Genomic DNA, 26362 nt, shown 5'->3' with positions numbered 1-26362 from the left:
AATGAATGTATCGAAATTAAAATATAGATTAAAACAATCATTGTTTTTTTATTGCTTATTGCTAGTTGTAGGAGTATATGCGCAACGTTATCCAGTACAAGTAACGCAAACCATTATTCCACCATATTCAACAAAATTAAGTGATTATGCAACGGCAAGCGATGTTAAGTTTCGTTTAAACTTGCTATTAACCGATGTGGTAGCTAATAACAAGCAAGTACGATTAAAGCTACATATCAAAGGGAATGGTTTTGATATTCAGTCAACAGATTTTGTTACGGGAGCTTCACAAGTGATTTTGAATGGGGGAGTGCTACAGCAGTTTACAAATATCGATTTAGCGGCTTATTTTCAACCTAATAATTTAATAGGCATTTCGCCTCAACAGTATAACAAACCTTTACCAGAAGGAATGTATTCTTTTTGTTGGGAAGTGTATGATGCGTATACAAATCAACAATTAAATCATCCTACAGCAGGTTGTTCCAATGTTTATTTATTGTTAAACGATCCACCGTTTTTAAATTTACCTTATAAAGGAGATCAAATTGTGGCGCAAGATCCTATGAATATTATTTTTCAATGGACGCCAAGACACACCAATGCTACCAATGTATCCTATGAGTTTGAATTACGAGAATTATGGGATACGCAAGTAGATCCGCAAGCAGCTTTTTTAGCGTCACCTAATTATTATTCAGAAACTACCTATACAACAACGCTGTTATATAATACAGGAAAACCTACCTTATTACCTAATAGAAGATATGGTTGGCGAGTAAAAGCTAAATCTACTACAGGAGTTAGTGAAAATTCCATTTTTAAAAACGATGGGTATAGTGAAATTTATTATTTTACCTATACCAATGCCTGTTATTCACCAACTTTTGTATTGTCGGAGGTAGTAGCCAAAGATCGTATTAAACTTACTTGGCAAGGACACCCAGACCATAAAAAGTACCATGTACAATATAAAAGGGCAGACATACCTGATGCCGAATGGTTTGAGATATATACTTATAATACACAAGCACAGATAAGTAATTTACGTACAGGGAAAACGTATATGTTCCGAGTAGGAGGAACTTGTAATGAATTGACAGATTTTGACCAAAACTATTCGTACAGTCATATGAGTCAGTTTACCATGCCTGCTAAAGATGAAATGGGGAGTAGTTATAACTGCGGAATTATTCCAGAAATACAAATAGATAATAACGATCCACTAAAAAATATAGGAATCAATGAAACCTTCACTGCAGGTGATTTCCCTGTAACTGTGAAACAGATACAAGGAGGAAACGGAACCTTTACAGGAGTAGGATACATTGTAGTTCCTTATTTGGGCGACACTAAAATAGCGGTAACCTTTGATGCTATAAGTATCAATACCGACTATCAATTGATAGAAGGTGTGGTAAAAACGACTTACGACCCAACTTGGGGAGATGTAGAAGATACCAATGACTGGACTCAAGGTGGAACTGGAAACTCAGAATCAACCGAGGTAGATTTTCCAGTTTCAGATGTCCAGATAGATCCGAATGGAGATATATTAGTTATAGGAGAAAACGGAGAAGTAGTAGAGCTACCGGGAGGTGAAGATATTGTAATAACTGATAGTAACGGACAAGTTTGGGCGGTTGATGAAGAAGGTAATGTAACTCCACAAGGAACACAAGCGGAAGGGGGAGCTAGCAATCCAGAAAATACCAATGGTGTTAATACCAATGGTCAAGCTACTGCGATATCAGCCAAAGGAGTAATAGTAACCTTTAAAAAAGCATCCAATAGTAAATATGGGTTTGATAGCTACGAAAGTAACTATAGTGCTACGAAAGATTTATACAAAAAATTAGGTAACAATTATTATGTTCCTTATAAAGCTGTTGCAAAAAACGATACAGAAACTATTGTAGCGAATTTAGCTATTACAGATAGCAAAATTAAACCTCAAGATATTGTTTTTAAAACAAAAGACGGAGTAGCTATTACAAAAATAGATAGTACAGCTACTTCTTATACCTTAGAATTAAAAGGTGTTTTTGACGATGCTGAAATAGAAACACAAGCCTTAGTAAAACAAGGAACTAAATATGAGGTTGCAGGTGCATTTATACAATACCAAGCAACTCCTAAAAACGTAAAAGTAGTAGTAGTAAACACCTCTAATACTAGTGCACGTACAATAAAAGAATCGTTACAAAACATATATCAACAAGCAATGGTAAACCTTACCATTACTGAAATTAACGATTTTAAAAACGATTTAGAAGCCTTAACTCCAGATGGAACCATACAAAGTGGAGAAAGTGGTTTTGCAGCACAATATACCGAACAACAACGTCAAATAAACAATAAGCTAAAACAACACTCACAATACCAGCAAGATGCTTATTATTTGATTGTAACAGATAAAACACCTTCTTTTGCTAGCGAAAAAGGTTTAATGCCTTTAGGTAGGCAGTTTGGGTATGTGTATACTACCAACTGTTCAACTGCAGACTGTGTAGCATTAACTGCTGCTCACGAATTAGGACATGGAGCTTTCCAATTAAAGCACCCGTTCTCTTCACAGAGTTATCAATATGCACAAAAAGCTACTAATTGGTTACTAGATTATAAAGACGGAACAAAACTTCCTTTTGTACATTGGCAAACCATACACAACCCTAAATTACGTATTGGGGTTTTTGATAGAGATAGTGAGGGGGAATATACAGATGCAGAATATTTTGAAAAATTGTTACAACAAATACGCTGTGCTTATATAGATGGCAAGAATTCTATTCCTCTTCCTAGTAAGTTTAAAAATAAAGCAAAAGATGGTGAAGTATTTAAATTTAGCTACGGAGCTTCAGTTGAAAAAGGAGTTATAAATGGAGATAAAATTTCACTAGCAAGTGTAAAAACAGAAAACAAAGAGATTATTTCTAACATAATTTCTCCTAAGTTTATCAATAATTCTCAAATAGAATTTGGAGGTATTACACTAAAATTTACTACACCTTCTTATGCAATAAATAATGGAATAACTCCTTGGGAGCATTTAACAAAATATTTATTTCCTAAAGATGAGCAAGTTGTAAAAGAAGAATATCAAGAAGTATTAAACCAGTTGTTAAATAAAACTACGTTTACTGATAATGATATTAAATCTCTTAAGAGAATTGCTAGTTGTGGAGCTAGGTATTTTTCAACGAAAAATAAATATCGTATTATAAAAAAGATTGTAGAGTTTAGCACTTTTGAATATTACGAAGATTTAGTACTAGATTTAATTGAAAATTATGATGGTGATGTAACTACTTATTCTAACGAACTATTATCTTATTTAGACAACGATTCATTTTTGTTAAAAGTTCTATTTAATAAAATAGATGATAAAAAGTTTTGGAAAGGAAACGAAGATAATTTTACACGATTTTTAGAGGTGTTACACGGGCTATGGGTAGGAAGTAAATATGCTAAAAAAGACAATTATTCTTATGTAGATATAGGAGATACTTTTGATGCAACCAAATTAAGTCCAGAATTTATTTCGTATGATGGTAGTTCTTGGTTTCCTAAGGTATCTTACTCAAATACATCTTTTCAAAAAGGAAAATTTACCATGTCAACCGAAACTATATATGGTAAGCATGGTCAATTAGAATATGAGTATTTTCAACCAGTATATTTAGGATTTATAAAGGGTAACAATATAAAACTAACAAAGGTTGAAGTACCCGCTATTTACTTTGCTGGTACAGTAAAGAAAGATAACCTTGAAAAAAGTCTTGATCAAATAGGACTAACATTAGATGTTGCCTTAACACTTTCTGCAATAGGGAATGTAGCAAAATTACGTCACCTAACTACCTTACAAAAAATAGGAAGAATTACCATAGCATCAGTAGAAGTTACTAGTGGTTTTGCCGATATTATGGTACGTTATTCAGACCTTTGCCAAGGTAACGAAGCATTTTGTAAAACCTTTCAAGAATACAATACTTATTTACAATTAGGGTTACTAGGTTCAGGGTTAATACGAGCTAAATTTAGTAGTGTTCGTAACAATGCAAAAGAGGAATATATAAAGCATAGAGAAACGCTTGTAGATAAATACGGAGAATCAGATGTTTCTATAAATGAATTAGATGGACATTTTGGATTGGTTAACGAGGGGGATGGGGTGTTAGCTAGTCTTAAAGGTAAATTAAAACTATCAGAAGCTCAATGGAAAAAGTTTGAAACTGATTTTAAAAACAATACAACTGCTCTTAAGAAATTTGAAGAAAACCCAAAACTAGCCAAATCTTGGGAGGTATTATTGACTAGCACACGAAGAAGTGATCTTAAATGGGTAGATCAAATGGATAAATGGTTAGATTTAGGAGTTCAATCTGAAGTAATTGATAATATAATTCATTTTACGGCTCCTAATGGGTTTAAGTTTGCTAAAATAAAAGGAAATAAATTATACTATAATTATGATGGGTTTGGAGGAGATATATTGGTGACCCCGGATAAAGTAACAACTGTTTTGGGTAAATTTTTCGATCCCCCTAAATTTGGAACATCAGTATATTTAGATAAAACAAAAACAGGTTTAGAAAATGGTATAATTAGTAGGGTGGTTAATAAACGTCCTCCAAATAATTCTATTGCATTTTTAGATTTACCAGAAGACCAATACAACTCATTATTAAATGGACATATAAAAGATAATATACTTTCAAGTCCATTATTTAAAGGAGATCAATCAAAATTAGATTTAATTGATGGTTTGGATCCTTGGAGTGATCAAGTTAAAGACATAATTAGTAATAAAATATTGCCAAATGCTTCTAAGGATGAATCGTTATCCATTTTGAAAAAAGGAATAAATGATGGTAATGAGGCATTTTGGCATACTTATAATAAAATTTTTTTAGAAAAAGCATTTCAACGAGGTGATGATATTAGATTAGTTTCTGATCCAAAAATTTATCAGCCTGATCCTGTTAAGGGAGGGTCTTATAAACGTGAATTAGACGCTATTACAGGATCAGAAGGTTTAGCAAAAAAGTATGGTTATTATTATGATAATGCTACTAAAACATACTATAAAAAATAATGAAGTATTTTGATTTAATTTACGATGAATGTTTGAGAATAAATAAAATTCTTGATTCAAGATATAAAACTTTCTCTTTTTTAGAGTCTTCTTTACATAAGATAGTTTATGAAAATGAAGGTCATATGTTAATTTTTGGATATTATCCTGAGCGATATGAATATGGGAAATCAATGTTTTTAAAAGGGTTAATGATTCAGACAATTAATATGAGTGTGGAATCTTCTTTGGTTCAGATAGTATCTTTTTTTAAAAATGATTGTAAATTTTTTGAAGAGGATAATAAAGAATATCCTTTAGACGAATTACTTAACTATTACGATTTTTATAGATTAAATTATAAAAAATATCCTAATTGGGAACACAAGTATCAAGAGTATTTAAAAGTAAAATACCCTTGGTAATCTGGTTTTTATAAGGAGTAATTGATGAAATAGGAGGTTCTCATAAAAGAGAATTAATTGAATTGAAAGATTAAAAGATTTATATGAATATAATCCTGTTACAAAAGTTTTTATAAAAATTAAGTAATGAATAAAGTTAAGGCTAAATTATGATTTGAAGAGCCGTGTTTTTGATTATGAAAAAGAACATAATTTGTTTAAAATCCATTTATAATGGAGATGGTGTTTCTAGAAACTTAACAATGACATTACCAGAATATTTTGTCAATGGGTTACTAGAATGTTATAAAATAACAAATGAAGAATTAAAAGAAGAGTGGTAACCATGGAATACTTTAGTAATAAAATTAACGAACAATGATATTCCTTATAATAGTAGGGAAAAGTATGTAACCTAATAGTTTAGAGAGATAGAAAACTATTGAAGAAGAAAAAAAGAGTATTGAAAAGGGGGAAGCAGTACATATTAGTAAGCTTACTATGTTTAGTAAGTAGCATAAGTTTAGCACAAAATTTAGATATAGAATCCATTACAAAATCTACCAAGGTTAAAGTAAGCGGTAATGTCAATGCCAATATGGTGTATTACAATGCAAATACCCGTAATGCACGTATTCCGTTTACGTATTTTTTACAAGGAACAGTGAATGTAAGTTGGTTAAGTTTTAATATCCCTTTTACCTATAGTTTTTCTAATCAAGGAGATAATTTTGACTACCAACTGCCTTTTAAGTTTAATAGGTTGAGCTTACACCCAAAATACAAATGGATACAAGCGCATATAGGAGATGTTACCATGAATTTTTCTCCTTATACCTTAAACGGACATCAATTTACAGGAGGAGGTATTGAATTAACTCCTAACAAACCAATAAAGTTCAGTGCCATGTATGGTCGTTTATTAAAAGCAACAGAAGACGATGGTAATCCACAAACCTTACCAGCATTTAAACGTACAGGATATGGAGCAAAGGTAGCTTGGGAAAAGCCAAATTATAAGTTAGGATTAATAGGTTTTTATGCAAAAGATGCAGAAAATTCTATTGCAGCAATACCAGAAGAAAGAAATATTAGACCTAAAGAAAATTTAGTAATAAGTCTTACGGGAGAAACCACTATAGCTAAAAAATACACTATAAGAGCAGAATACGCATCAACAGCCATTACACAAGATTTAAGAGCAGATAAAAGTAGTAATACCGCTAACAATTTAGCAGGTTTTTTGTTTAATAACCGTACATCAACAGAATATTATAATGCGATTAAAGCAGATTTAGATGTAAAATTAGGACAAATGAAAGTTGGTTTGGGCTATGAACGTATCGATCCTAATTATGAAACCTTAGGAGCCTATTATTTTAATAACGATTTTGAGAATATTACATTAAATATGACTCGATCATTATTTAAAAACAAGTTGAACTTATCGTTTAATATAGGATACCAAAGAGATAATTTAAATAATCAAAAAGCACAATCTACAGGGAGAAATATAGGGAGCGTTAATGCAACGTATCAGATGACAGATGCGATTACCTTATCAGGAATGTATTCTAACTTCACCACGTTTACGAACAAAAGTTTAAATCAGTTTGATGACATTAACGACAACGATTTAACTGATGAAGAACAAGAAGCATTAAATTTTAAGCAACTGTCACAAAATGCCAATATAAACTTGAATTGGATGTTGGTTAAAAAGAAAAATGTTACACAGAATGTTAATCTAAACTATTCATTAGCATCTTCAGCAAATAAAGAGAATGGTATTATTAGAATTGGTCAAGCAAATAATTTTCACAACGGAAATGTAGTTTATACATTAGGATTTCCTGAAAAAGCGCTAACAATTTCGCCTTCACTTAACTACAATTATAGCGATATCGGTAGAGATGATAGCAAAGCATACGGAGCGTCTTTAAATATGAATAAACTATTTTTTAAAAACATATTAAATACCACTCTAGGAGCTTCGTATAATAGTAATGTAAACAAAGAAATTATAAGTAATGTTTTAAATTTTAGGGCAAGTGCTTCTACAACTATTGCACAAAACCATAATTTAAATTTAAATGCAATACAGTTGTTTAGAGAAGCTACACAGCAAGAAAAACTAAGTGAATTAACTATAACTTTTGGTTATAGTTATAGCTTTGGCTTGAAAAAACCGAAATTCAAATTTGGAAAAAGAGAAAGAAATAAAAAAGTAAAAGAATTTTCATTCTCGTATAAAGAGCATACTTTTAGTGGAGAACACTCTAAAATTACCTTAGAGATTAAACAGTTATTAAATGATCCTGTTTTTGCAAGTATAAAAAGTATAGAAAAAGTAAGAAATGATTTAAATTTATTAGAAACAGATGTCGTAAATAATGAAAATGTAAGTAATAAACATTATAAGAAAGCAGCAGTAAATTATTTAGACTATTTATATAAACACAAAGACTTTATAAATACGTATCATAAGTTAGCGTTTAAAAGTTTAAAGAAGCTTTACGAACAAGCAGTCTTACTAGATGAAGAAGTAAAAGCAAGTTATAATCGTTTACTGCACTTGATGAAACAGGAAGCGAAAAGAGGAAACTTCATATCTAAAAGTGATAAAAAAGACTTACAGACTAGAAAAATAAAAATGGAGGCGCATCAATGGATGCAGTCAGAATTACAAAAGTTAACATATCAGGACGTTGTGGCTAATAATGGAATCCTCAATGAGTTTAAAAATAATCATATATCAACTATTTTTAAAATGATAGAAGAAAAGAAAACAGAAGAGCAAATTGAAGACTTTTTAGCTTTAGAATTTGCTAAATTCTATCATAAAAAAAGTATTAAGAAACCGCAAAGGTAATTTTTTATTTGGTGAGCTTAGTTAAGCTAGATATATGGTGATGCATTCTTTTAAGAAAAATAAGCTAATCAAAGAAAGAACTACCCCTGTTATACCAATGAATAATTTTGAGCTAGTATTTTTGGATTTTCCAATTATAAGTTCCTTAGTATTTTTATTGTACAAAAAATTTATTTTATGTCTTGTTAATTTAAGTTCTAATGTCCTTAAATCAGCTTCAGTTAAAATCATTTATAAGAATAATAAGTGAAATTTAGATATGCTACGCAATCTTTGTCCCGTTTTTAACAGCACGTTCAGTAGTTAACAAAGTAACCTCTTTATCATCACCTAAACCACCTAATACAAGGCATTCACTCATCATATTAGCAATTTGTTTTTTAGGAAAGTTTACCACAGCAACCACTTGTTTTCCTATCAAATCTTCAGGCTTATACAGTTTAGTGATTTGTGCTGAGGTTTTTTTAATTCCGTAATCACCAAAATCAACCTGCATTTTATAGGCAGGATTTTTAACCTCTTTAAAAACCTCGGCAGAAATGATCGTACCAATACGCATTTCTACCTTTGTAAAGTCGTTCCAAGTGAGGGTGTTATCTTCCATATGTCTGTAAATTATACCAGTTAGGTATTTATAGTTGTTTAAAAATAAAATTTTATTAAGTGCCCATTATGAGCTCCATAATTTAGTTGTTTTCTAGCAATCGTTTTGCTGCAGTAAACGGTGTCGTTTTCCCATTTTCTAGTTTTGCAATTTCCTGCTGCAATAATTCTTTAATTTTAGGATTGTTATAAAAATTGTTTTTTAATTGTTGATTGATGGTTTCTAACAACCAATAATTATTTTGTTCATCTCTTTTCTGTTGAAAGTAGCCTGATTTTTTCACTAAACCCATGTACTCTTCAATCATAGCATAGATAGCATCAATTCCTTGATGATGCAATGCACTAGCTAATAAAACTTTAGGTTGCCAATCACTTTCCTTAGCAGGATATAAGTGTAAAGCTCTGTTAAATTCTACTTTCGCTAGTTTAGCATTTTTTTCATTACCGCTATCTGCTTTGTTAATCACAATCGCATCCGCCATTTCAATAATTCCACGTTTAATACCTTGTAATTCGTCACCAGCACCTGCCAATTTCAATAATAAAAAGAAATCAGTCATAGAATGTACAGCCGTTTCTGATTGTCCAACACCTACCGTTTCAATAATGATTGTATCAAAACCAGCTGCTTCACATAAAATAATACTTTCACGTGTTTTTTGAGCAACACCACCTAACGAAGTTCCAGAAGGAGAAGGGCGGATAAAAGCATTTTCATCAGTTACTAATTCCTCCATACGTGTTTTATCACCTAAAATACTCCCTTTGTTAATAGAACTACTTGGATCTACCGCCAAAACAGCTACTTTTTTTCCTAAAGAAGTTAAATGCTTACCAAAAGCTTCAATAAACGTACTTTTTCCTACACCTGGAACACCTGTAATTCCAATTCTAACCGATTTATTGGCATGCGGTAAACAAGCTTCTAAAATTTCATTGGCTTGTTGTTGGTGTTTTGGATTCGTACTTTCCACTAACGTAATAGCTCTACTTAAAAAAGGAATATTACCAGCAACTATTTGAGTAACAAATTCTTCAGTTGAGGTAGTTTTTCTTCTGTTACGTTTTATTTTTTCTGCAGATGATTTACTGGTGGTTTCAGGCTGAGAAACCCCGTCTTTTTCAGAGAGTGCAGATGTGTCTTTGTCGGTCATTATGTAGGTAAAACAAAATAATAACGTAAATTTAGAAATAAAAATGCAGGAAAATGCAACGCGGTAGAAAAAGTCTCGTATTTAGGGTAAGAAATCAAGAATGAAATCAACTAAACAGTTACATCAATCGGTAATAGATGCCTGTAGAAGCAATGATGCAAAAGCACAAATGCAATTGTATGATTTGTATTGTGATGCCATGTATACAGTGGCGTTACGGTATGTAAAAGATTCTTTTATAGCGGAAGATGTAATGCAAGAAGCATTTGTAAAAGCATTTAAAAATATTGATTCATATAAAAAAGGAGTAGCGTTTGGTGCTTGGTTAAAAAGAATCGTTATCAATCAAAGTATTGATTATTTAAAGAAGAGAAAATTAGAACTGGTTTCTATTAACGAAGAAATTACCACAGTAGCAGATGATGATAATTGGAATGTAGCCGCTACGATATCGTATCAAGAAATTGTAAACTGCATTCAGCAATTAAAAGAAAAGTATAGAGTTGTGTTGACTCTGTTTTTATTAGAAGGGTATGATCATGGAGAGATTTCGCAAATATTAGGAATTTCGGAAGTGAGTTCGAGAACACATTTATTAAGAGGAAAAAGACAAGTGCAAGAACAATTAAAAGCAGTACACCATGTCTAAAGATATTAGAGAAATACTAAAAAACAATGTTGAAAACACCGAGAGGTTATCAACAAATCACAGACAGCGTTTTCAACAAAAGTTGATGGATGAATTGCATTCAACACCATCAACAAAAAAATCATATCAGTGGTTGTATATAGCAGCATCCATTGTGTTGTTGGTGAGTTTGGGAATTCAGTTTTACCCAACTAATACTGTAAATCCAATAATAACTGAGCTTCCAAAAGAAACTCAAAATCAAATTAGTTTAGGAACCATATCTCCTGAGTTAAAAACGGTGGAAGATTACTATGTAAATACCATTAATTACGAACTAAGTCAGTTAGAATTAACTGAAGATAATAAAGAACTTTTTGATGGTTATTTAATTAAAATAGGAGAATTAACCAAAGAATATAAATCGTTAACCGAAGAGCTCAATACAAAAGGAATTAACGATGATACTATCAATGCATTGATTGGAAACCTGCAATTACGTTTACAGCTGTTAAAACGTATGCAAAAACAATTACAAGAATTTAAAAATCCAACTCAAAATGACATTCAAACAATTTAAAATCAGTGTTTTTTTACTGTTAGTAACTGGCGTTGTATCTGCACAGAAATACGATAAAAAGTTTAGTGAAAATTTTAAAACAAGTAAAGACGTAGTAGTTAATATCAATGCATCTAATGCAGATGTAGATGTAACTACATGGAATAAAAATGAAGTTTCAGTAGAAGCAGTTGTAGAAGTTGAAGGGCTAGATAAAAAAGAAGCTCAAAAATATTTAGACAACTGGAAATTTGAAGTCTTAGGGAATAAAAGTAAGGTACAAATTAATGCCAATAGAAATAGTTTTAGAATAGGAAGAGACAATATTGTATTCTTCAATTCATCAGACAATAATTACCCAAGAGTATTTGAGTATGATACAGAAAGTGAGGTTGTAGTAATACCAGAAATACCAGAGGTAAGTATCCCGGAAATGCCAGAAATGCCTGAAATTGAAATTCCAGAAATTAATTTTGAAAAGTTATTTCAAGATGTGGATTTTGATGTAGAGGAAATGTTTGAAAATGAAGAGCTTGTCAGGTTTAAGTGGAAAGATGGCAAGCATAATGTAAATATAACCTCAAAAGAAGAATGGGAGGAATTTAAGAAAACGGAAGCATATAAAGAATATCTTAAGAATAATAAAAATTCTAAAACAAAGATGTTTTTCTCAAAAAACCATCAAGTTCTCAATGAAAAAAAATTAAGAGACGAACTAAAAAGAGTTAAAAGTGAGCTTAAAAAAATTGACAGAGAAAAAATTCAAAAACAATTAGCAAAAGTGAAAGTGGAAATGCATAAGGTAAGAGAAGAAATGAAAAAAAATCACAGGAATTATTCTTTTTCTTCTGGCAGTAATAATCTTATGATTAATGGAAAAAAAGTAAAAATCACAAAGAAGATTACAATAAAAGTTCCAAAATCGGCAACGTTTGACTTGAATACACGACACTGTAAAGTAAAACTACCAAAAACTAAAGCTTCAGGAAAGGTTAGTTATGGAACTTTTAAAGCTGACGCACTTGACGGTGGAAAATTAAATATTTCATTTTCACCAGTAAACATAAATTCATTAAACGCTTGTACGTTGTTCTTAAATAATGTAACCGATGCTCAATTAGCATCGGTTACCAATACAACCGTAAACTCTAATTCATCAGGATTGGTAGTAAACAATGTTTATAGCAATGTTGAAGTAAATAATAAGTTTGGAAACTTAACCATAACCAAAGTACACCCTAGTCATGATACTTTAAAAGTACTTTTAAGTTATTCAGATGCTGGGGTTGATTTAGCAGGGATAAACAAAAAATTCGATATTCAGAGTAATAAGATTAAGAAACTAAAAGATGGAAGTGTAGAATATAATGGAGAGTTTATTTTGATTTCAAACGATAAGAAAATAGAAATAGACGGTAAATACAGCCAATTAAAAGTTAAAAACCAATAAGAAATACAAACAAAATTACTTTTTATTTCTACAAAATTGCTGCCAAATTCTTTTTCTATATTCTTTATAAAGTGCCTATATTAGCGATTGCAAATAGTCATTTTTACTATGGAATTATACAAAGAAAATCAACTTAAAATATATAACTCTTTAACCAAATCAAAAGAGCTTTTTAAACCAGTAACCGAAGGACGCGTAGGAATGTATGTATGTGGTCCTACAGTATATAGCAACGCCCATTTAGGAAACGTACGAACTTTTATGTTTTTTGATGTGGTGTATCGTTATTTATTACACCTTGGGTATAAAGTGCGTTATGTGCGTAATATTACCGATGCTGGTCACTTAGAAAACGATGCAGATGAAGGAGAAGATAGAATTGCAAAGAAAGCAAGACTAGAGGAGATTGAACCGATGGAAGTAGTGCAACGTTATACAGTTGATTTCCATAATGTATTAAACAACTATAATTTTTTACCACCAAGTATAGAGCCTACAGCAACAGGTCATATTGTAGAGCAGATTGAAATGATTAAAGAAATCATGGAAAAAGGTTTTGCTTATGAAGTAAACGGTTCGGTGTATTTTGATGTGTTAAAATATAATGAAACAGGTAACTACGGAATTCTCTCTGGTAGGAAATTTGAAGATGCTATTCATAACACAAGAGCGTTAGACGGACAGTCAGATAAAAGAAATCCGCAAGACTTTGCTCTTTGGAAAAAAGCCGATGATCGTCATATCATGCGTTGGCCTTCACCTTGGAGTGATGGTTTCCCAGGTTGGCATTTAGAATGTTCAGTAATGAGTACAAAGTACTTAGGAGAACAGTTTGATATTCATGGTGGAGGAATGGATTTAAAATTCCCGCATCATGAGTGTGAAATTGCACAATCGCAAACATGTAGTGGTGTTAAACCAGTAAATTACTGGATGCACACCAATATGTTATTGTTGAACAGTCAAAAAATGGCAAAATCAACAGGGAACTTTATTTTACCAAATGAAATTTTAACAGGAGAAAATAACATCTTAGGAAAACCGTTTTCTGCAAGTGTGGTTCGCTTTTTCAATATGCAAGCGAACTATAGAAGCATTTTAGACTTTTCTGGAGAAGCGTTAGAAGCTGCCGAAAAAGGACATGCGAAGTTAATGGAAGCTGTAGATTTCTTAAGTAAAATTGAAGCAGGTACTACTTCTACATTTGATGTGCAAAAATGGAAACAAGATTGCTACGATGCCATGAATGATGATTTTAATACACCAATATTAATATCACATTTATTTGAAGCAGTAAAAGTTATCAATCAAATAAAAGAAGGAAAGGCAAGTTTAACTACCGATGACTTAGAAGTGTTTAAAAATACAATCAATGCGTTTGTTTTTGATGTATTAGGATTAATGAATGAAACTTCAGAAGGAAATAATTCAGACAAACTAAGTGGTGTAGTTGAAATGTTAATTAGCATGCGTAAAGAAGCACGTGAAAATAAAGATTGGGCATTATCTGATGAAATTCGTGATAGATTACTGGAATTAGGTATTCAATTAAAAGACGGTAGAGAAGGAACAACGTTTACAGTTAACTAATTGAAAAAAATACTAACATATCCGTTTATATTACTAGTTCGATTTTATCAAACAGCCATATCTCCGTTTACACCAGCAACATGTAGATATTCACCAACGTGTTCAAGCTACACAATTGAAGCGTTACAAAAACACGGATTGTTTTACGGTGGTTGGTTGGCATTGAAAAGAATTTTCAGTTGTCACCCTTGGGGAGGAAGCGGTTACGATCCTGTTCCAGAGAAAAAAGAAAAATAATAATTGTCATTGAGGAGTTTATTAAGAAGTAATCTTAAGATTATTTCATTTTAACTTGTCTTAATTGACAGCCGAAAGGTTCACAATGAAACAAAAACTAAATTAAAGTAGATGAATTTTTTATCCATAGTGTGGGATTGGAACCCAGAAATAATAAATTTAGGAGGTTTTGGTATTCGTTGGTACAGTTTAATGTTTGTAGCAGCGTTTATTTTAGGACTTCGATTAATGAAAAAGATTTACATTAACGATAACATTGCTGTTGAAAAACTAGATCCGTTATTTATGTACGTATTCGTTTCTATGTTAATAGGAATGCGTTTAGGAGATGTATTCTTTTACAGTTGGGATTATTACCAAAACCATTTACTAGAAATCATATTACCATTTAAAAAACAAGAAGGAGCTTCGGCTTTATTCGGATTGTTAGATGGATGGAAATTTACAGGATTTACAGGGTTTGCAAGTCACGGAGCAGCAATAGCAATTCCAATAGCTATGTACTTTTACGCAAAGAAACACTTACAAAAACCATGGTTGTTTATTTTAGATAGATTAGGAATTATGGTAGCCTTAGCAGGATTTTTTATCCGTTTCGGAAACTTCTTTAATTCTGAAATTTACGGAAAACCAACAGGTAGCAGCTTTGGTGTAATCTTTAAAAGAGCAGGAGAGACGGTACCACGTCACCCAACCCAATTATACGAAGCACTAAGTTATTTAGTTTTGTTTTTTGCATTATGGCATTTCTATTGGAAAACAGACAAGAAAAACCAAATAGGATTTTTATTCGGACTGTTTATGGTTGTGTTATGGACGTTACGTTTTGTAATAGAGTTCTTAAAAGAGGCACAAGTAGAAGGAAGAGAAGATTGGGTATTCAATACATTAAACACAGGTCAGGTGTTAAGTATTCCACTAGTGTTAATCGGTTTTTGGTTAATGTTTAGAAAAACCAAAGCAACAACATAAAAACAATAAAAAAACTCCAAGGTTATTCTTGGAGTTTTTTGTTTATGAGAAAAAAGTTTTAAGCTTTTATTTTTGCTAACTCTTGCTTTTTAGCATTAATTTCATTTTCAATTTTTAACAAGCGATTTTCAATCTTACTGATAATAGCTTGTTTTCTTTCAATACTTTCTTTAGAAGTAGAAGCATCTTGCTTAGCCTCTTCTAATTTAGATTTCATTTTAGCTAAACCTTCCTTACCACTAATTAAAATTTCTTCGTTAATGCTAATATCATCTTCAAGGTCACTTATTAACGTGTTTTTCTCTTTACTAATGTTTTTCTCCTTAGCTTTAATTTGGTTACTTAATTGCTTCAATTTTTCTTCCTCTAAACGTAAAGCCTCTTGTTCTTTTAAATAAGCAAGCTCTTTGGCTTTTCTTTCTTCGTCTAACTTCTTACGGGCCTCTTCAAGTTTTTGTTTTTGTAAAAGAACTTCTTTCTGTTCGTCACTTATATTATCTTCATATACCACAAGACCAGTACTTACAGTAGTAGTTTTAGCTTCCTCTTTTTCCTCAGCTCTCTTAGCTTCTTCTTTTTTAAGTTTTCTAGCTAACTTTCTTTCAAGAGACGCTAAGTCTTTTTTATGTAAATCAATTTGATTATTTAACTTGCTTAACCTTTGTTGCATATTAGCAACAATTTTTTCTTTTCTTTCTACCTCTTGTTTTGTAGCTTTTTTACTTGTTTTAAAACGCTCTAAATTTCCTTTTACACGTTTTAAAGCACCAACGCCACTAACTAAAATTTCTTCATTAGCGCTAATTTGATTTTTCTTGTTTTTTACTTGAGCTTTTAAAGTTTTAATGTCATCTTGAGCATTTACTTGTTGGCAAGTAAGCGTTAAGAATAAAGTTAAAGAGACTAGGAATCTTAGTGTTTTCATTTTAATTTTATGGTATTAAGTTTTTGTTTTTTTCGGGGCGCAAAAGTATGGCTAAATGCGAAAAAAAAATAACTTTTCATCATGTTTTTTATCATGTTTTTCAGGATACTAAAAACATAATGTTTTGACTCACATAAAATTTGATATGAATAAATAGCTTAACAACACTTATTCGTGATGATAAGGCTCGTTACGAAGAATGGTAAACCCACGATAAATTTGTTCGACAATAAATAAACGAATCATTTGATGAGAAAACGTCATTTTAGAGAGTGATAACTTTCCTTGTGCTTTTTTATATACAGCCTCAGAAAAACCATACGGACCTCCAATTACCAGTACCAGTTGCTTAATACCAGAGTTCATTTTCTTTTGTAAGTATTGTGAAAACTCTACAGAAGTATACTGTTTTCCTTTATCGTCTAATAAAACTAATTGATCAGTAGGTTGTAGTTTAGACAGAATTAACTCTCCTTCTTTTTCTTTTTGTTGCGCCTCGCTTAGGTTTTTAACGTTTTTAATATCTGGAATAATCTCCAACTCAAACTTTACGTAATGTTTTAAGCGGTTTTGGTATTCGTCAATTAATTGCTGCAACTGTTTATTGTCAGTTTTGCCTATGGCGAGTAGTTTTATTTTCATATAGCAAAATTACGAATGTTTGACAAATTTTATAGAGATAGCTTTTAGGTTAAAAAACTAGCTTTAATAGCGGTATGTAATAAGCTACTAAAACAAGTTTTTGCCATCGTAAAAAGTGGTTTACCTTATGACGCAAATTATAAAAGTACGTTGGTTTAAAAAAGTATAAAATTTACTTGTTTTTTATCGTAGTTAGTTTTGTTTTACTTTTTATTAATATTTATACTATCACCTTCTTTATCATAAAGTGTTTTTTTTATGATTCTCCCTTCTTGATTGTATTCAATTTTTGATTTCAATTTTTCATTCTTATAATAAGTTCGCCAAACTCCAGCTTTTGTAAAATAATCAGTACCTAAATAGCTACCAGTTTCCATAATATTTCCATTAGGGTAAAAACTAGTATGTGTACCTATCTTATTTCCTCTTTCATCAAATTCCTTTTCTTGATATATAGTTCCGTTATCATAGTATATAATTAATTTGCCAACAAAATCACCTACATCATTATATTTAGCATCAAGTCGTAACTGACTATTTTTATAGTATTCAATATTCTTTTGAATTATGCCTTTTTCAGTATATTCTTCTTTTGATTTAATTTGACCATTGCTCCAATAATTTATCCAATTTCCAACGGGCTTATTTTCTTTGTAAACCCCAGTAGATTGTAACTGCCCGTTTTTATAGTAACTCTCGTAGTTTCCATCCATTTCGTAAAACCCTTTACCAGAGTAACTACATGTAGTTTGAATTTGTCCGTTTTTATAATAAAGAACAAAAGTACCTTTAGGGTTTCCATTTTTATCAAAATTAATTATAGAATTTATAGAGCCGTCTTTTCTGTAATATGTCCACTTACCATACGCTACTCCTTCACTATTTTTAAAACCTTCAGATTTTTTACTTCCATTGTCATAATAATCAATGTAATTTTGAGCACTTATAGAATTTATTGATACTAAAAAAAGTACTAAAAAAAAGGGTATATATTTTTTCTTGAGTTTCATTATTTAATTGATTATAATGGTTTTGTTTGTTTTGATGCTATTAAATTTAGCAAATGCACACAAAATTAAAAAACTGAAAGGATTTTAAGAAATAAGATAAAACAAGCAATTATTTATATTTGTTACACAGGTAGATATTCTATTTAAAATTCAAATACAAGAATAATATTATTGATACAGACTGAAATGATTCTTTGCTAACAGGAGATATATTTATTACGGTTTTTTCATTTTTAAAAGTTTCCTTACTCTTTAGAATTTTCAGTTACTCTTCATTTCCAGTAGTTTGCTGATCTCTATTTGTTTGTAACATGTTTTAAGCAAGTAAAAACCGAATAGAAAATCCGCGAGTTTTTTTGTTAATAGCTGATAAGTAGTAATTACTTATGGGAGTCGTTGTTGTACGTTTATAGTTTTTAAAAAAAAGGTTCTTCTAATACCATCTTATTACTTCCTTCTCGAAAGGTATTATCTTTGCTGTTTATCAGTTCAAAAGTAGGATATTGTACTCTTATTCTTTTTCTTTATGTGTAATAGTAGTTATTACTTTAGCTTCATGTTTTGGAGAAATACTAATAAAATACAAAGCAAAAAAATTGTTAGACATAATGAAAGTACATTAAACTTTAAGACTAAACCTTTATTAATTATAATAAATGCTGTAGATAGTTTTACTTCCAGAGTTCCCACCATTTTTTATTCTTTTCTTTAATGTTTTTGTCTGACGTTTTTTCCTTCAATTCAATTTCATCTTTAACCTTTTCTTCTTCTATCTTAACAAACTACTCTTTTATATACTTTACTGTAGAACTAGATGTATTTGGGTTGTTTATAATGTAATCTAAAAGATCTTCCATTTTTTCATTTCCTACATAAGTAACATTAGAGTTAAAAAGTGCATTTAGGTTCATAATCGTTATATCAGAAGCTTTTCTTTTTAAAGAATTTACATATTCTTGTTCAAAACCATCCATGTCTTCTAGTGAATACATGATATTCCAAAATACATTAGGCTCACTTACCTCACTGAATCTTTCTAATACCTTAAATAAGGTAACCATAGCTTTGTTTGATGTATGTTTTTTTAAAAAATTACCGTAAAGTTCATTAAAAAGATTTTCCAAAGGTGTAAAATCATCATTTTCTGGTCTAAAATTTTCTATTTTATATAAAAGTTCTTTTTCAGTATAATTTTTCATCTTTTTTATTTTTCTGATTATTTAATTTAATAGTGGTGTGTGATAAGCTACTAAAACAAGCTTTTGCTATTGTGAAAAGTGATTTATAGTGTGGTAGGTACAAACTATAAAAGTACTTTGGTTTAAAAAAGTATAAAATGCACTTGTTTTTTGCCTCAGTTCTTTGTTGGCGGTAGTTTTTTAATCACTACCAATTATTTGTAAAAATATAATTTTCGTATTATCAATTTCAAAAATTAAATCTATTCCAACTATTCTGTAAAAGCTAGCTTTGGTTAAACTTAGTTCATAAATATTATATGAATTTTCAGCAAATTCATTTTTCAATAAATTAATAAAATAATCGATAGAAGAGTTTATACTATGCTTCAAGTCCTTTACTAATTCACTTTCAGGTAAACTATTGTAGTTTCTTCTGTTAAAGTTTGATTTTAATTCGGATTCTAATTTTTCTTTCCAGTTTTTACATTCATTTATTTTAAATTCCCAGTCATTAGGATATACGCCGAAAAGCTCATATGAATTATCTTGAATTGCCTTATGAATATTTCCTGCTGAAAAATTAAAAGCAAAAAGTTTATAACTCATTCCAATTACAGAGTATGAATTTATTAATTCAAGAGCATCCAAATAGGCATTAAGATAAGTCAGTTTTGTTTGTAAAATTTGATCTTTCAGTTCTTCGTTTAACATTAATTTTAAATTTTATCAAAAATTTCCTATTTTACTTAAATTCAATCAAGTGATCATCCTCTTTTTTAATTACCGCCAACGGCTCGTATAACCGTCAGTTACGGGTTAGTATTCGTTAATTTTCGGTTTAGCACTGGCATTAGCAATTCCGAGTGGATTCGGATGTAGTCGAATCCATCGTAATTGCGGTTATACATCTTAAGTTAGCAATTGTTTAAATTTAGTAATAAAAACCAGAAAGAAAAAAGCGTAGAGTAAGGTTATGATATACGTTGAAACCTAGATTTCGTCAACATTGATAATCCCTACGCTTTTACTACTTCGAATTCGTTCAGTTCTGTGAGACCAAGATCTCGATTTCAAGTTGTTTAATTGATAGTAGTTATTTTCTTTCCAATCCTTTTTTCTTATGAGTAAAAATAAACAATTTTTAGGAATCGATGTAAGTAAAGACGTTTTAGATGTATATGATTATCAAGGAAATTGGTATCAGTTTAAAAATGATGCATCAGGTTTTAAAGAGCTGTTGTTAATCACAACTGATTTAACACATTGTATAATGGAAGCTACAGGATATTATCATGTACGGTTAGCTTATTTTTTAACAGAAAAAGGAGTTTTGTTATCGGTAGAAAATCCGTTGAAGGTTAAGCGTTTTATTCAGATGAATTTATCAAAAGTAAAGACGGATAAGAGTGATGCAAAGCAGTTATATAATTATGGCGTAAGTCAATCTCCTTCTATATGGAAAGGAGATAGTAAGGAACAACAAGAATGTTTACAAATAGTACGTTTGTTGAGTGTTTATACGAAACAATCTACTCAATTAAAGAACAAGCTTCATGGCGAATCAGTATTAGGAACTCCCTCAAAATTGGTAGTTAATTCCTTAAAAAGGCAGCTGAAAAACATACAAAAAGAGATAGTTAAATTAGAAGACTTGTTGCTAGAGAATGTAAAAAAGAGTTATCAAGAAGAAATAACTTTATTAAAGTCTATTCCAGGAATAGGGGATAAAACAGCATTAATGTTATTAGTTTTTACCGATGGATTTAAGCGTTTTACTTCAGCAAAAGAGTTGTGTAGTTACGCAGGTATTACACCCACTATTAGAGAATCAGGCAGTAGTATAAAAGGACGCCCTCGAATAAGTAAAATGGGGAATCCAAAGCTTAGAAATTTATTATTTATGTGTAGCTTTAATGCTTGTAAATACAACAAAGCATGTAGAGAGCTTTATGACCGAATAGTTGCTAAAGGTAAGAGTAAAAAACTAGCTTTAATAGCGGTATGTAATAAGCTACTAAAACAAGCTTTTGCTATTGTAAAAAGTGGTTTGCCTTATGACGCAAATTATAAAAGTACGTTGGTTTAAAAAAGTATAAAGTTAACTTGTTTTTTACCTCAGTTCTTTGTTGTAGGTAGTTTTTTCATTTTTCCATTACATCAAATTCGTCCACAATTCCATTTTCCTCAATCTCTTTTATTTCCTTTTCAGTCGGCTTTATTTTAGTTCCGTTTTTGTCATAGAATTTCCAATTTTCATTTAGAAATCCAATGTTAATTTCGTCTCCGCCTTCGCAAGTTGTTTCAATGTGTTTTTTGTCAATTTTGTAAATTCCTTTTGCTCTTAATTGTCCATTTTCGTGATAATAATTCCACTCGCCAATTTTGTAACTGTAAATTATGTCACAAGGTCCAGCAATACAACAATTCACATACGAGTCAGTTTTATATTCTCCAGTTTCTTTCAGTTTGCCATTCTCATAGAATTCACTCCATAATCCGATTCGAGCTGCTTTAGATAAAAGGTCTGAGTCAATTTGTCCTATGCTTTTTAAAAGTCCGTTTTCATAAAATTGCATTTCGGTTTTTTTAGAAATCGATTCCGATTCCGAAACTATTTTAGTCGATTTACAACTTAAAATGAAAACTAAAATTAGAATGTAAAACGGTATTTTCATATTTCGGTCAAATTACCTACAACTAGTTTATATACGTAATAAAATTACTTATATATTCCTTTTACGGTAGGGTATACGGAACTTTTAGCAATTTTATTAACACTCTCAAATATAAAAAAGTAAGATAAAAAAGTGTAACTTTTTTATCGGGTCGACACCCCAAGCCTAATCGGGTCGACACCCCAAGCCTAATCGGGTCGACACCCCAAGCCTAATCGGGTCGACACCCCAAGCCTAATCGGGTCGACACCCCAAGCCTAATCGGGTCGACACCCCAAGCCTAATCGGGTCGACACCCCAAGCCTAATCGGGTCGACACCCCAAGCCTAATCGGGTCGACACCCCAAGCCTAATCGGGTCGACACCCCAAGCCTAATCGGGTCGACACCCCAAGCCTAATCGGGTCGACACCCCAAGCCTAATCGGGTCGACACCCCAAGCCTAATCGGGTCGACACCCCAAGCCTAATCGGGTCGACACCCCAAGCCTAATCGGGTCGACACCCCAAGCCTAATCGGGTCAACACTCCTTGCCTAAGGGGAGTGACACTCCCTCGGTAAGGGGAACGATGCTCCCCGCCTAAGGGGAGTGTCATTCACTGCCTAAGGAGAGCAACTTCAAACAAGTAAAAAGGTAAAATATTCGTATTGTGTAGAAAAATGTTTGTTAGGTGCTGTGGTGTATAAAGAAACCATTTATAAAAAATAAATACACCCCAAAGAGAGGTGTATTAAAGTGTAAAGTTTTATAAACAGTTAATTTAACAGCTTACAAAAGCACAGGTGTTCTTGTTTGTTTCAATTTGTACCGTAAGTGAGAATTGTGTACTTGCTTTTATACTAAAGGTTCAGCTTTAAAACCTTTACTTTTTACAATAGCAATTACTTCATCCGCAGTAATTCCTTTAGAACTTACGGTAAGAACTTTATCATCAAAATTAGTATCTACATCCCAATGGCAAATACCTTCAGCATTGTCTAAATCAGTTTGTACTTTTGATACACATCCTCCGCAGTTAAGGTTTGTTTTGAATTTTAACTCTTTATTATTTTCCATTATATTAAAAAATTATTTGTTATTGAATACTGCAAATTTCAGGACAATACCGTTGTTTGTTGTTGTACAATTTTAAGATTGATTTGTGAGATTTACAGATTTACCTTTTAAGTCAGATTTAAAACGTTCCGACACTTGCTAGTGCCGAAACACTTGTTACTTTTTCCATTTTAATCGTAAGCTATTGCTAACCACACTAACACTACTCATAGCCATAGCTGCACCGGCAATCATAGGGTTTAATAAGAAACCATTAAATGGATATAAAATACCAGCTGCAATAGGAATACCAATAAGGTTGTAAATAAATGCCCAAAATAGGTTTTGTTTAATAGTAGCTACTGTTTGTTTTGATAGTTTTATGGCTTGCGGTATTTTACTTAGGTCAGATGATATAATGGTCATTTTAGCAACATCCATTGCAATATCACTACCTTTTCCCATGGCAATACTTACATCGGCAGTAGCTAGGGCAGTACTGTCGTTAATACCATCACCTACCATAGCAACGGTTTTTCCTTGTTGTTGTAATTCTTTTACAAAATCGGCTTTATGTTGTGGCAATACTTCAGCTTTGTAATATTGAATACCTGTTTCTTCAGCAATAGATTTTGCGGTAGCTTCGTTGTCACCCGTAAGCATATATAACTCAATATCCATAGCCTGTAACTCTTTAATAGCTTGTACCGAGGTTTCTTTTATTTTGTCTGAAATAGCAAGTACAGAAAGTGCTTCTTTATTATTAGCAAACCAAATAACTGTTTTAGCCTGTTTGCTCCATTCGTCCGCTTGTTTTAAAAGTTCTTCCGCTATGGTAACTTTATTTTCTGCTAATAGTTTTTTATTACCCACAAAAAAGGTTTCTCCGTTATAATCAGCCTTAGCACCCTTACCTGTAATACTGTCGAAATTTGTTAGTGGGGTAGTGGCGGTATCTCCTAAAAACTTTACAACTGCTTCTGCTAATGGGTGTTCAGATTTTTTTTCAATACTTAAAAGAATGTTCTTAGCAGTATCATTATTCTGTAACCAAGATATACCAGTAACTTCTGGTTTTCCTTCGGTAATAGTTCCTGTTTTATCCAAAATAATAGCATTTACTTTTTTAGCAGATTCAAGGCTTTCAGCATCTTTAATTAAAATACCTTTTTCGGCACCTTTACCAACACCCACCATAATAGCGGTAGGAGTAGCAAGACCTAAAGCACAAGGACATGCAATAACCAATACAGTGATAGCAGCTAATAATCCTTGAACTACTCCGTTATCACCCCCTAAAATAAACCATATAATAAATGTAATAACAGCAATACTCATAACCACAGGAACGAAAATACCTGCAATTTTGTCAACCAATTTCTGTACAGGAGCTTTACTACCTTGTGCATCTTGCACCATTTTAATAATTTGAGCTAGCATGGTTTCTTTTCCAACCTTAACTGCTTTGAATTGAAAACTTCCTTTTTGGTTGATGGTTCCTGCAAATACTTTTTCATTTTCTTCTTTTAGTACCGGAACAGGTTCACCACTTAACATGCTTTCATCTACATACGAACTTCCTGTGGTAACAATACCGTCTACAGCAATTTTTTCTCCTGGTTTAACAAGAATAGTATCATTTACATTCACATTTTCAATAGGGGTTTGTTTTTCCGTTCCGTCAGGTTGTATTACAACAACTGTTTTAGGTTGTAACCCTATCAATTTTTTAATGGCAGATGAGGTGTTTCCTTTGGCTTTTTCTTCCAGTAATTTTCCTAACAGAATAAATGCGATGATAACTGAAGCTGCCTCAAAATATACATGTGCTTCTAACCCTCTAGATTCCCAAAACTTAGGGAATAACATGTTGAATACACTAAAAATATACGCTATACCTGTACTTAAAGCGACCAAAGTGTCCATGTTAGCAGAACGATGTTTGGCTTGCTTCCATGCATTGATAAAAAAGTCTTTACCAAACCATAATAACACAGGGGTAGAGAAGGCCCACATAATAGGGTTGGCGTAAGGCATGTTCATAAAAAACATACCAATAACAACTACAGGCAACGAAAGTATTACCGACCACATGGTTTTGGTTTTTAGTTGCTTGAACTTCTTTTCATGAATAGCTTCGAGGGTTTCTTGTTGTTTGGTTTCGTCTTCAATTAGCAAATCATAACCCGCACCTTGTACTGCTTTTTGCAGTTTTGTAGCATTGGTCATGTTTGGAAGGTATTCTACCGTTAAATTTCCACTAGCAAAATTTACCGAAGCATTTACTACACCTGGTTCGTAGCTAACAATACTTTCAGCACTTCCTGCACAAGAGGCGCAAGTCATACCCAATACTGGAAATACTTTTTTAACAGTGGTTACACCATAGCCCAAATCTTTTATAGCGGTAACGGCGTTTGCAAGAACTTCTTCGTTAGTAACCGTAATAGCAGCTCTTTGGTTGTTTAGTTCTACTTTATGGGTTTCAATTCCCTCAACATGCGTTAGTCCTTTTTCAACGATTAAAGCACAGTGTTCACTTTCCACACCTTCTAGAGGTAGGTAAATGATATCTTTATTGTTATTTGTTGCCATTTTTTTACTGTATTAATTGTACAATACAAAGTTGGCATTAAGTTAGAGAAAATTTATTGTGGAATTTTGGAATTGATTTATAAGATTTACACCTCGTCTAATGGTTTTCTTCTGTCTTTACGGATTTTTTTAAAGTGACTTGGCGTTAATCCTGTAACTTTTTTAAACTGATTACTTAAATATGCTACGCTTGAATAGTGTAAACGAAAGGCGATTTCACTTAATGATAATTCATCGTAAACAAGTAATTCTTTTACCTTTTCTATTTTTTGAGCAATAAAATACTTTTCAATAGTAGTACCTTCTACTTCAGAAAAAAGATTGGATAAGTAATTATAATCGTGATGTAGTTCGTTGCTTAATAGTTCAGATAGATTGATTTTTGTTTCACTGTCTTGATGGTGTACCAAATTGATGATTAAGTTTTTTATCTTTTCAATAATGCGCCTTTTTTTATCATCAATAATCTCGAAGCCTAAATCAAGTAAAACCTTGTCCAGACTTTCTTTTTCATCTGAAGTAAGTTCTTTTTCTAGTATAACCTCACCTAATTTAATGCTTTTTACACCCAGACCTAATTTGTCTAATTCATTTTGAATGACAAGGATACAGCGATTGCAAACCATGTTTTTAATAGTGAGGGTCATAGTATTTTTATTATAGTTTGTTAGGTTTACAAAGATAAGGATAAGTGATTGCTATGAATCAAAAATTATTTCAATCTTATAACTATAAACACTACGATAGTAT

General features: G+C 31.6%; 22 protein-coding genes and 1 pseudogene. 12 read left to right on the top strand and 11 right to left on the bottom strand.

Annotation, left to right across the window (positions count from 1 at the left end; translation table 11 throughout):
• The first annotated feature begins 1 nt into the window (after position 1).
• The 4 genes from AC3VJB_RS07885 to AC3VJB_RS07870 all read left to right on the top strand — a co-directional run bounded on the left by AC3VJB_RS07885 (position 2) and on the right by AC3VJB_RS07870 (position 8353).
• On the top strand, positions 2-5098 hold the full coding sequence (locus tag AC3VJB_RS07885; RefSeq protein ID WP_497667009.1) for a fibronectin type III domain-containing protein: 5097 nt from the start codon (positions 2-4) through the stop codon (positions 5096-5098).
• Between the two features lie 32 nt (positions 5099-5130).
• On the top strand, positions 5131-5502 hold the full coding sequence (locus AC3VJB_RS07880) for a hypothetical protein (RefSeq protein WP_497667008.1): 372 nt from the start codon (positions 5131-5133) through the stop codon (positions 5500-5502).
• A 176-nt stretch (positions 5503-5678) separates the two neighbouring features.
• Positions 5679-5825, top strand: coding sequence for a hypothetical protein (locus tag AC3VJB_RS07875; protein WP_437822900.1), 147 nt, complete (start codon positions 5679-5681; stop codon positions 5823-5825).
• Between the two features lie 98 nt (positions 5826-5923).
• Entirely contained in the window at positions 5924-8353 is a 2430-nt protein-coding gene (locus tag AC3VJB_RS07870) for a hypothetical protein (RefSeq protein WP_497667007.1), read from the top strand.
• A 262-nt stretch (positions 8354-8615) separates the two neighbouring features.
• Here the strand turns inward: AC3VJB_RS07870 and AC3VJB_RS07865 are convergent, their stop codons facing one another.
• Together AC3VJB_RS07865 and meaB are read right to left on the bottom strand one after the other, a co-directional pair.
• On the bottom strand, positions 8616-8957 hold the full coding sequence (locus AC3VJB_RS07865) for a tRNA-binding protein (protein ID WP_159490057.1): 342 nt from the start codon (positions 8955-8957) through the stop codon (positions 8616-8618).
• A gap of 82 nt (positions 8958-9039) precedes the next feature.
• The gene (gene meaB, locus AC3VJB_RS07860) at positions 9040-10113 is read right to left on the bottom strand and encodes a methylmalonyl Co-A mutase-associated GTPase MeaB (protein ID WP_159490059.1); all 1074 of its coding nucleotides are present in this window, start codon (positions 10111-10113) and stop codon (positions 9040-9042) included.
• A 100-nt stretch (positions 10114-10213) separates the two neighbouring features.
• On the opposite strand from meaB, the gene AC3VJB_RS07855 reads away from it, so the two are divergent.
• The 6 genes from AC3VJB_RS07855 to lgt all read left to right on the top strand — a co-directional run bounded on the left by AC3VJB_RS07855 (position 10214) and on the right by lgt (position 15549).
• Positions 10214-10762 (top strand): RNA polymerase sigma factor, encoded by a 549-nt coding sequence (locus tag AC3VJB_RS07855; RefSeq protein WP_173360408.1) that lies wholly within the window; start codon positions 10214-10216, stop codon positions 10760-10762.
• Entirely contained in the window at positions 10755-11321 is a 567-nt protein-coding gene (locus AC3VJB_RS07850) for a hypothetical protein (protein WP_159490063.1), read from the top strand. Before AC3VJB_RS07855 ends, AC3VJB_RS07850 begins: the two co-directional genes overlap by 8 nt.
• A complete protein-coding gene (locus AC3VJB_RS07845) occupies positions 11302-12750 on the top strand; it encodes a hypothetical protein (RefSeq protein ID WP_497667006.1) in 1449 nt (482 codons plus the stop codon). The genes AC3VJB_RS07850 and AC3VJB_RS07845 overlap by 20 nt, the downstream gene beginning before the upstream one ends.
• A 108-nt stretch (positions 12751-12858) precedes the next feature.
• Positions 12859-14340, top strand: a complete 1482-nt coding sequence (gene cysS / locus AC3VJB_RS07840; protein ID WP_073181391.1) for a cysteine--tRNA ligase — start codon at positions 12859-12861, stop codon at positions 14338-14340.
• Positions 14341-14577: a membrane protein insertion efficiency factor YidD gene (yidD, locus tag AC3VJB_RS07835; protein WP_073181389.1), complete on the top strand. Its 237-nt coding sequence runs from the start codon at positions 14341-14343 to the stop codon at positions 14575-14577.
• 111 nt (positions 14578-14688) lie between these two features.
• Positions 14689-15549: a prolipoprotein diacylglyceryl transferase gene (lgt, locus tag AC3VJB_RS07830; RefSeq protein WP_437822894.1), complete on the top strand. Its 861-nt coding sequence runs from the start codon at positions 14689-14691 to the stop codon at positions 15547-15549.
• A gap of 58 nt (positions 15550-15607) precedes the next feature.
• Here lgt and AC3VJB_RS07825 read toward each other — a convergent pair whose 3' ends face one another.
• Together AC3VJB_RS07825 and rlmH are read right to left on the bottom strand one after the other, a co-directional pair.
• On the bottom strand, positions 15608-16474 hold the full coding sequence (locus AC3VJB_RS07825) for a coiled-coil domain-containing protein (protein ID WP_437822892.1): 867 nt from the start codon (positions 16472-16474) through the stop codon (positions 15608-15610).
• Between the two features lie 168 nt (positions 16475-16642).
• A complete protein-coding gene (gene rlmH, locus AC3VJB_RS07820; protein WP_159490073.1) occupies positions 16643-17116 on the bottom strand; it encodes a 23S rRNA (pseudouridine(1915)-N(3))-methyltransferase RlmH in 474 nt (157 codons plus the stop codon).
• A 51-nt stretch (positions 17117-17167) separates the two neighbouring features.
• Between rlmH and AC3VJB_RS07815 the strand changes: the two are divergent.
• A pseudogene (locus tag AC3VJB_RS07815) lies at positions 17168-17275 on the top strand (IS110 family transposase); the annotation flags it as partial.
• A 44-nt stretch (positions 17276-17319) separates the two neighbouring features.
• On the opposite strand, the gene AC3VJB_RS07810 reads toward AC3VJB_RS07815, so the two are convergent.
• From AC3VJB_RS07810 to AC3VJB_RS07800, 3 genes are all read right to left on the bottom strand, one after another.
• The gene (locus AC3VJB_RS07810) at positions 17320-18126 is read right to left on the bottom strand and encodes a toxin-antitoxin system YwqK family antitoxin (RefSeq protein WP_167713457.1); all 807 of its coding nucleotides are present in this window, start codon (positions 18124-18126) and stop codon (positions 17320-17322) included.
• A 782-nt stretch (positions 18127-18908) separates the two neighbouring features.
• Positions 18909-19325 (bottom strand): hypothetical protein, encoded by a 417-nt coding sequence (locus tag AC3VJB_RS07805; RefSeq protein WP_497667005.1) that lies wholly within the window; start codon positions 19323-19325, stop codon positions 18909-18911.
• A gap of 180 nt (positions 19326-19505) precedes the next feature.
• Positions 19506-20018: a hypothetical protein gene (locus AC3VJB_RS07800; protein WP_159613930.1), complete on the bottom strand. Its 513-nt coding sequence runs from the start codon at positions 20016-20018 to the stop codon at positions 19506-19508.
• Between the two features lie 409 nt (positions 20019-20427).
• On the opposite strand from AC3VJB_RS07800, the gene AC3VJB_RS07795 reads away from it, so the two are divergent.
• On the top strand, positions 20428-21393 hold the full coding sequence (locus AC3VJB_RS07795) for an IS110 family RNA-guided transposase (protein WP_281979320.1): 966 nt from the start codon (positions 20428-20430) through the stop codon (positions 21391-21393).
• A gap of 55 nt (positions 21394-21448) precedes the next feature.
• Here the strand turns inward: AC3VJB_RS07795 and AC3VJB_RS07790 are convergent, their stop codons facing one another.
• From AC3VJB_RS07790 to AC3VJB_RS07775, 4 genes are all read right to left on the bottom strand, one after another.
• Entirely contained in the window at positions 21449-21982 is a 534-nt protein-coding gene (locus AC3VJB_RS07790) for a toxin-antitoxin system YwqK family antitoxin (RefSeq protein ID WP_497667004.1), read from the bottom strand.
• A gap of 834 nt (positions 21983-22816) precedes the next feature.
• Positions 22817-23038, bottom strand: coding sequence for a heavy-metal-associated domain-containing protein (locus tag AC3VJB_RS07785; protein ID WP_437822887.1), 222 nt, complete (start codon positions 23036-23038; stop codon positions 22817-22819).
• 156 nt (positions 23039-23194) lie between these two features.
• Positions 23195-25612 carry a heavy metal translocating P-type ATPase gene (locus tag AC3VJB_RS07780; protein ID WP_497667003.1) on the bottom strand — a complete coding sequence of 806 codons (2418 nt, stop codon included), beginning with the start codon at positions 25610-25612 and terminating at the stop codon, positions 23195-23197.
• A gap of 86 nt (positions 25613-25698) precedes the next feature.
• Positions 25699-26259 (bottom strand): helix-turn-helix domain-containing protein, encoded by a 561-nt coding sequence (locus AC3VJB_RS07775; protein WP_497667002.1) that lies wholly within the window; start codon positions 26257-26259, stop codon positions 25699-25701.
• Positions 26260-26362 lie beyond the last annotated feature (103 nt).

The sequence above is a fragment of the Tenacibaculum sp. TB-53 genome, from assembly GCF_059716285.2.
This window is presented reverse-complemented; position numbering and strand designations above follow the sequence as displayed.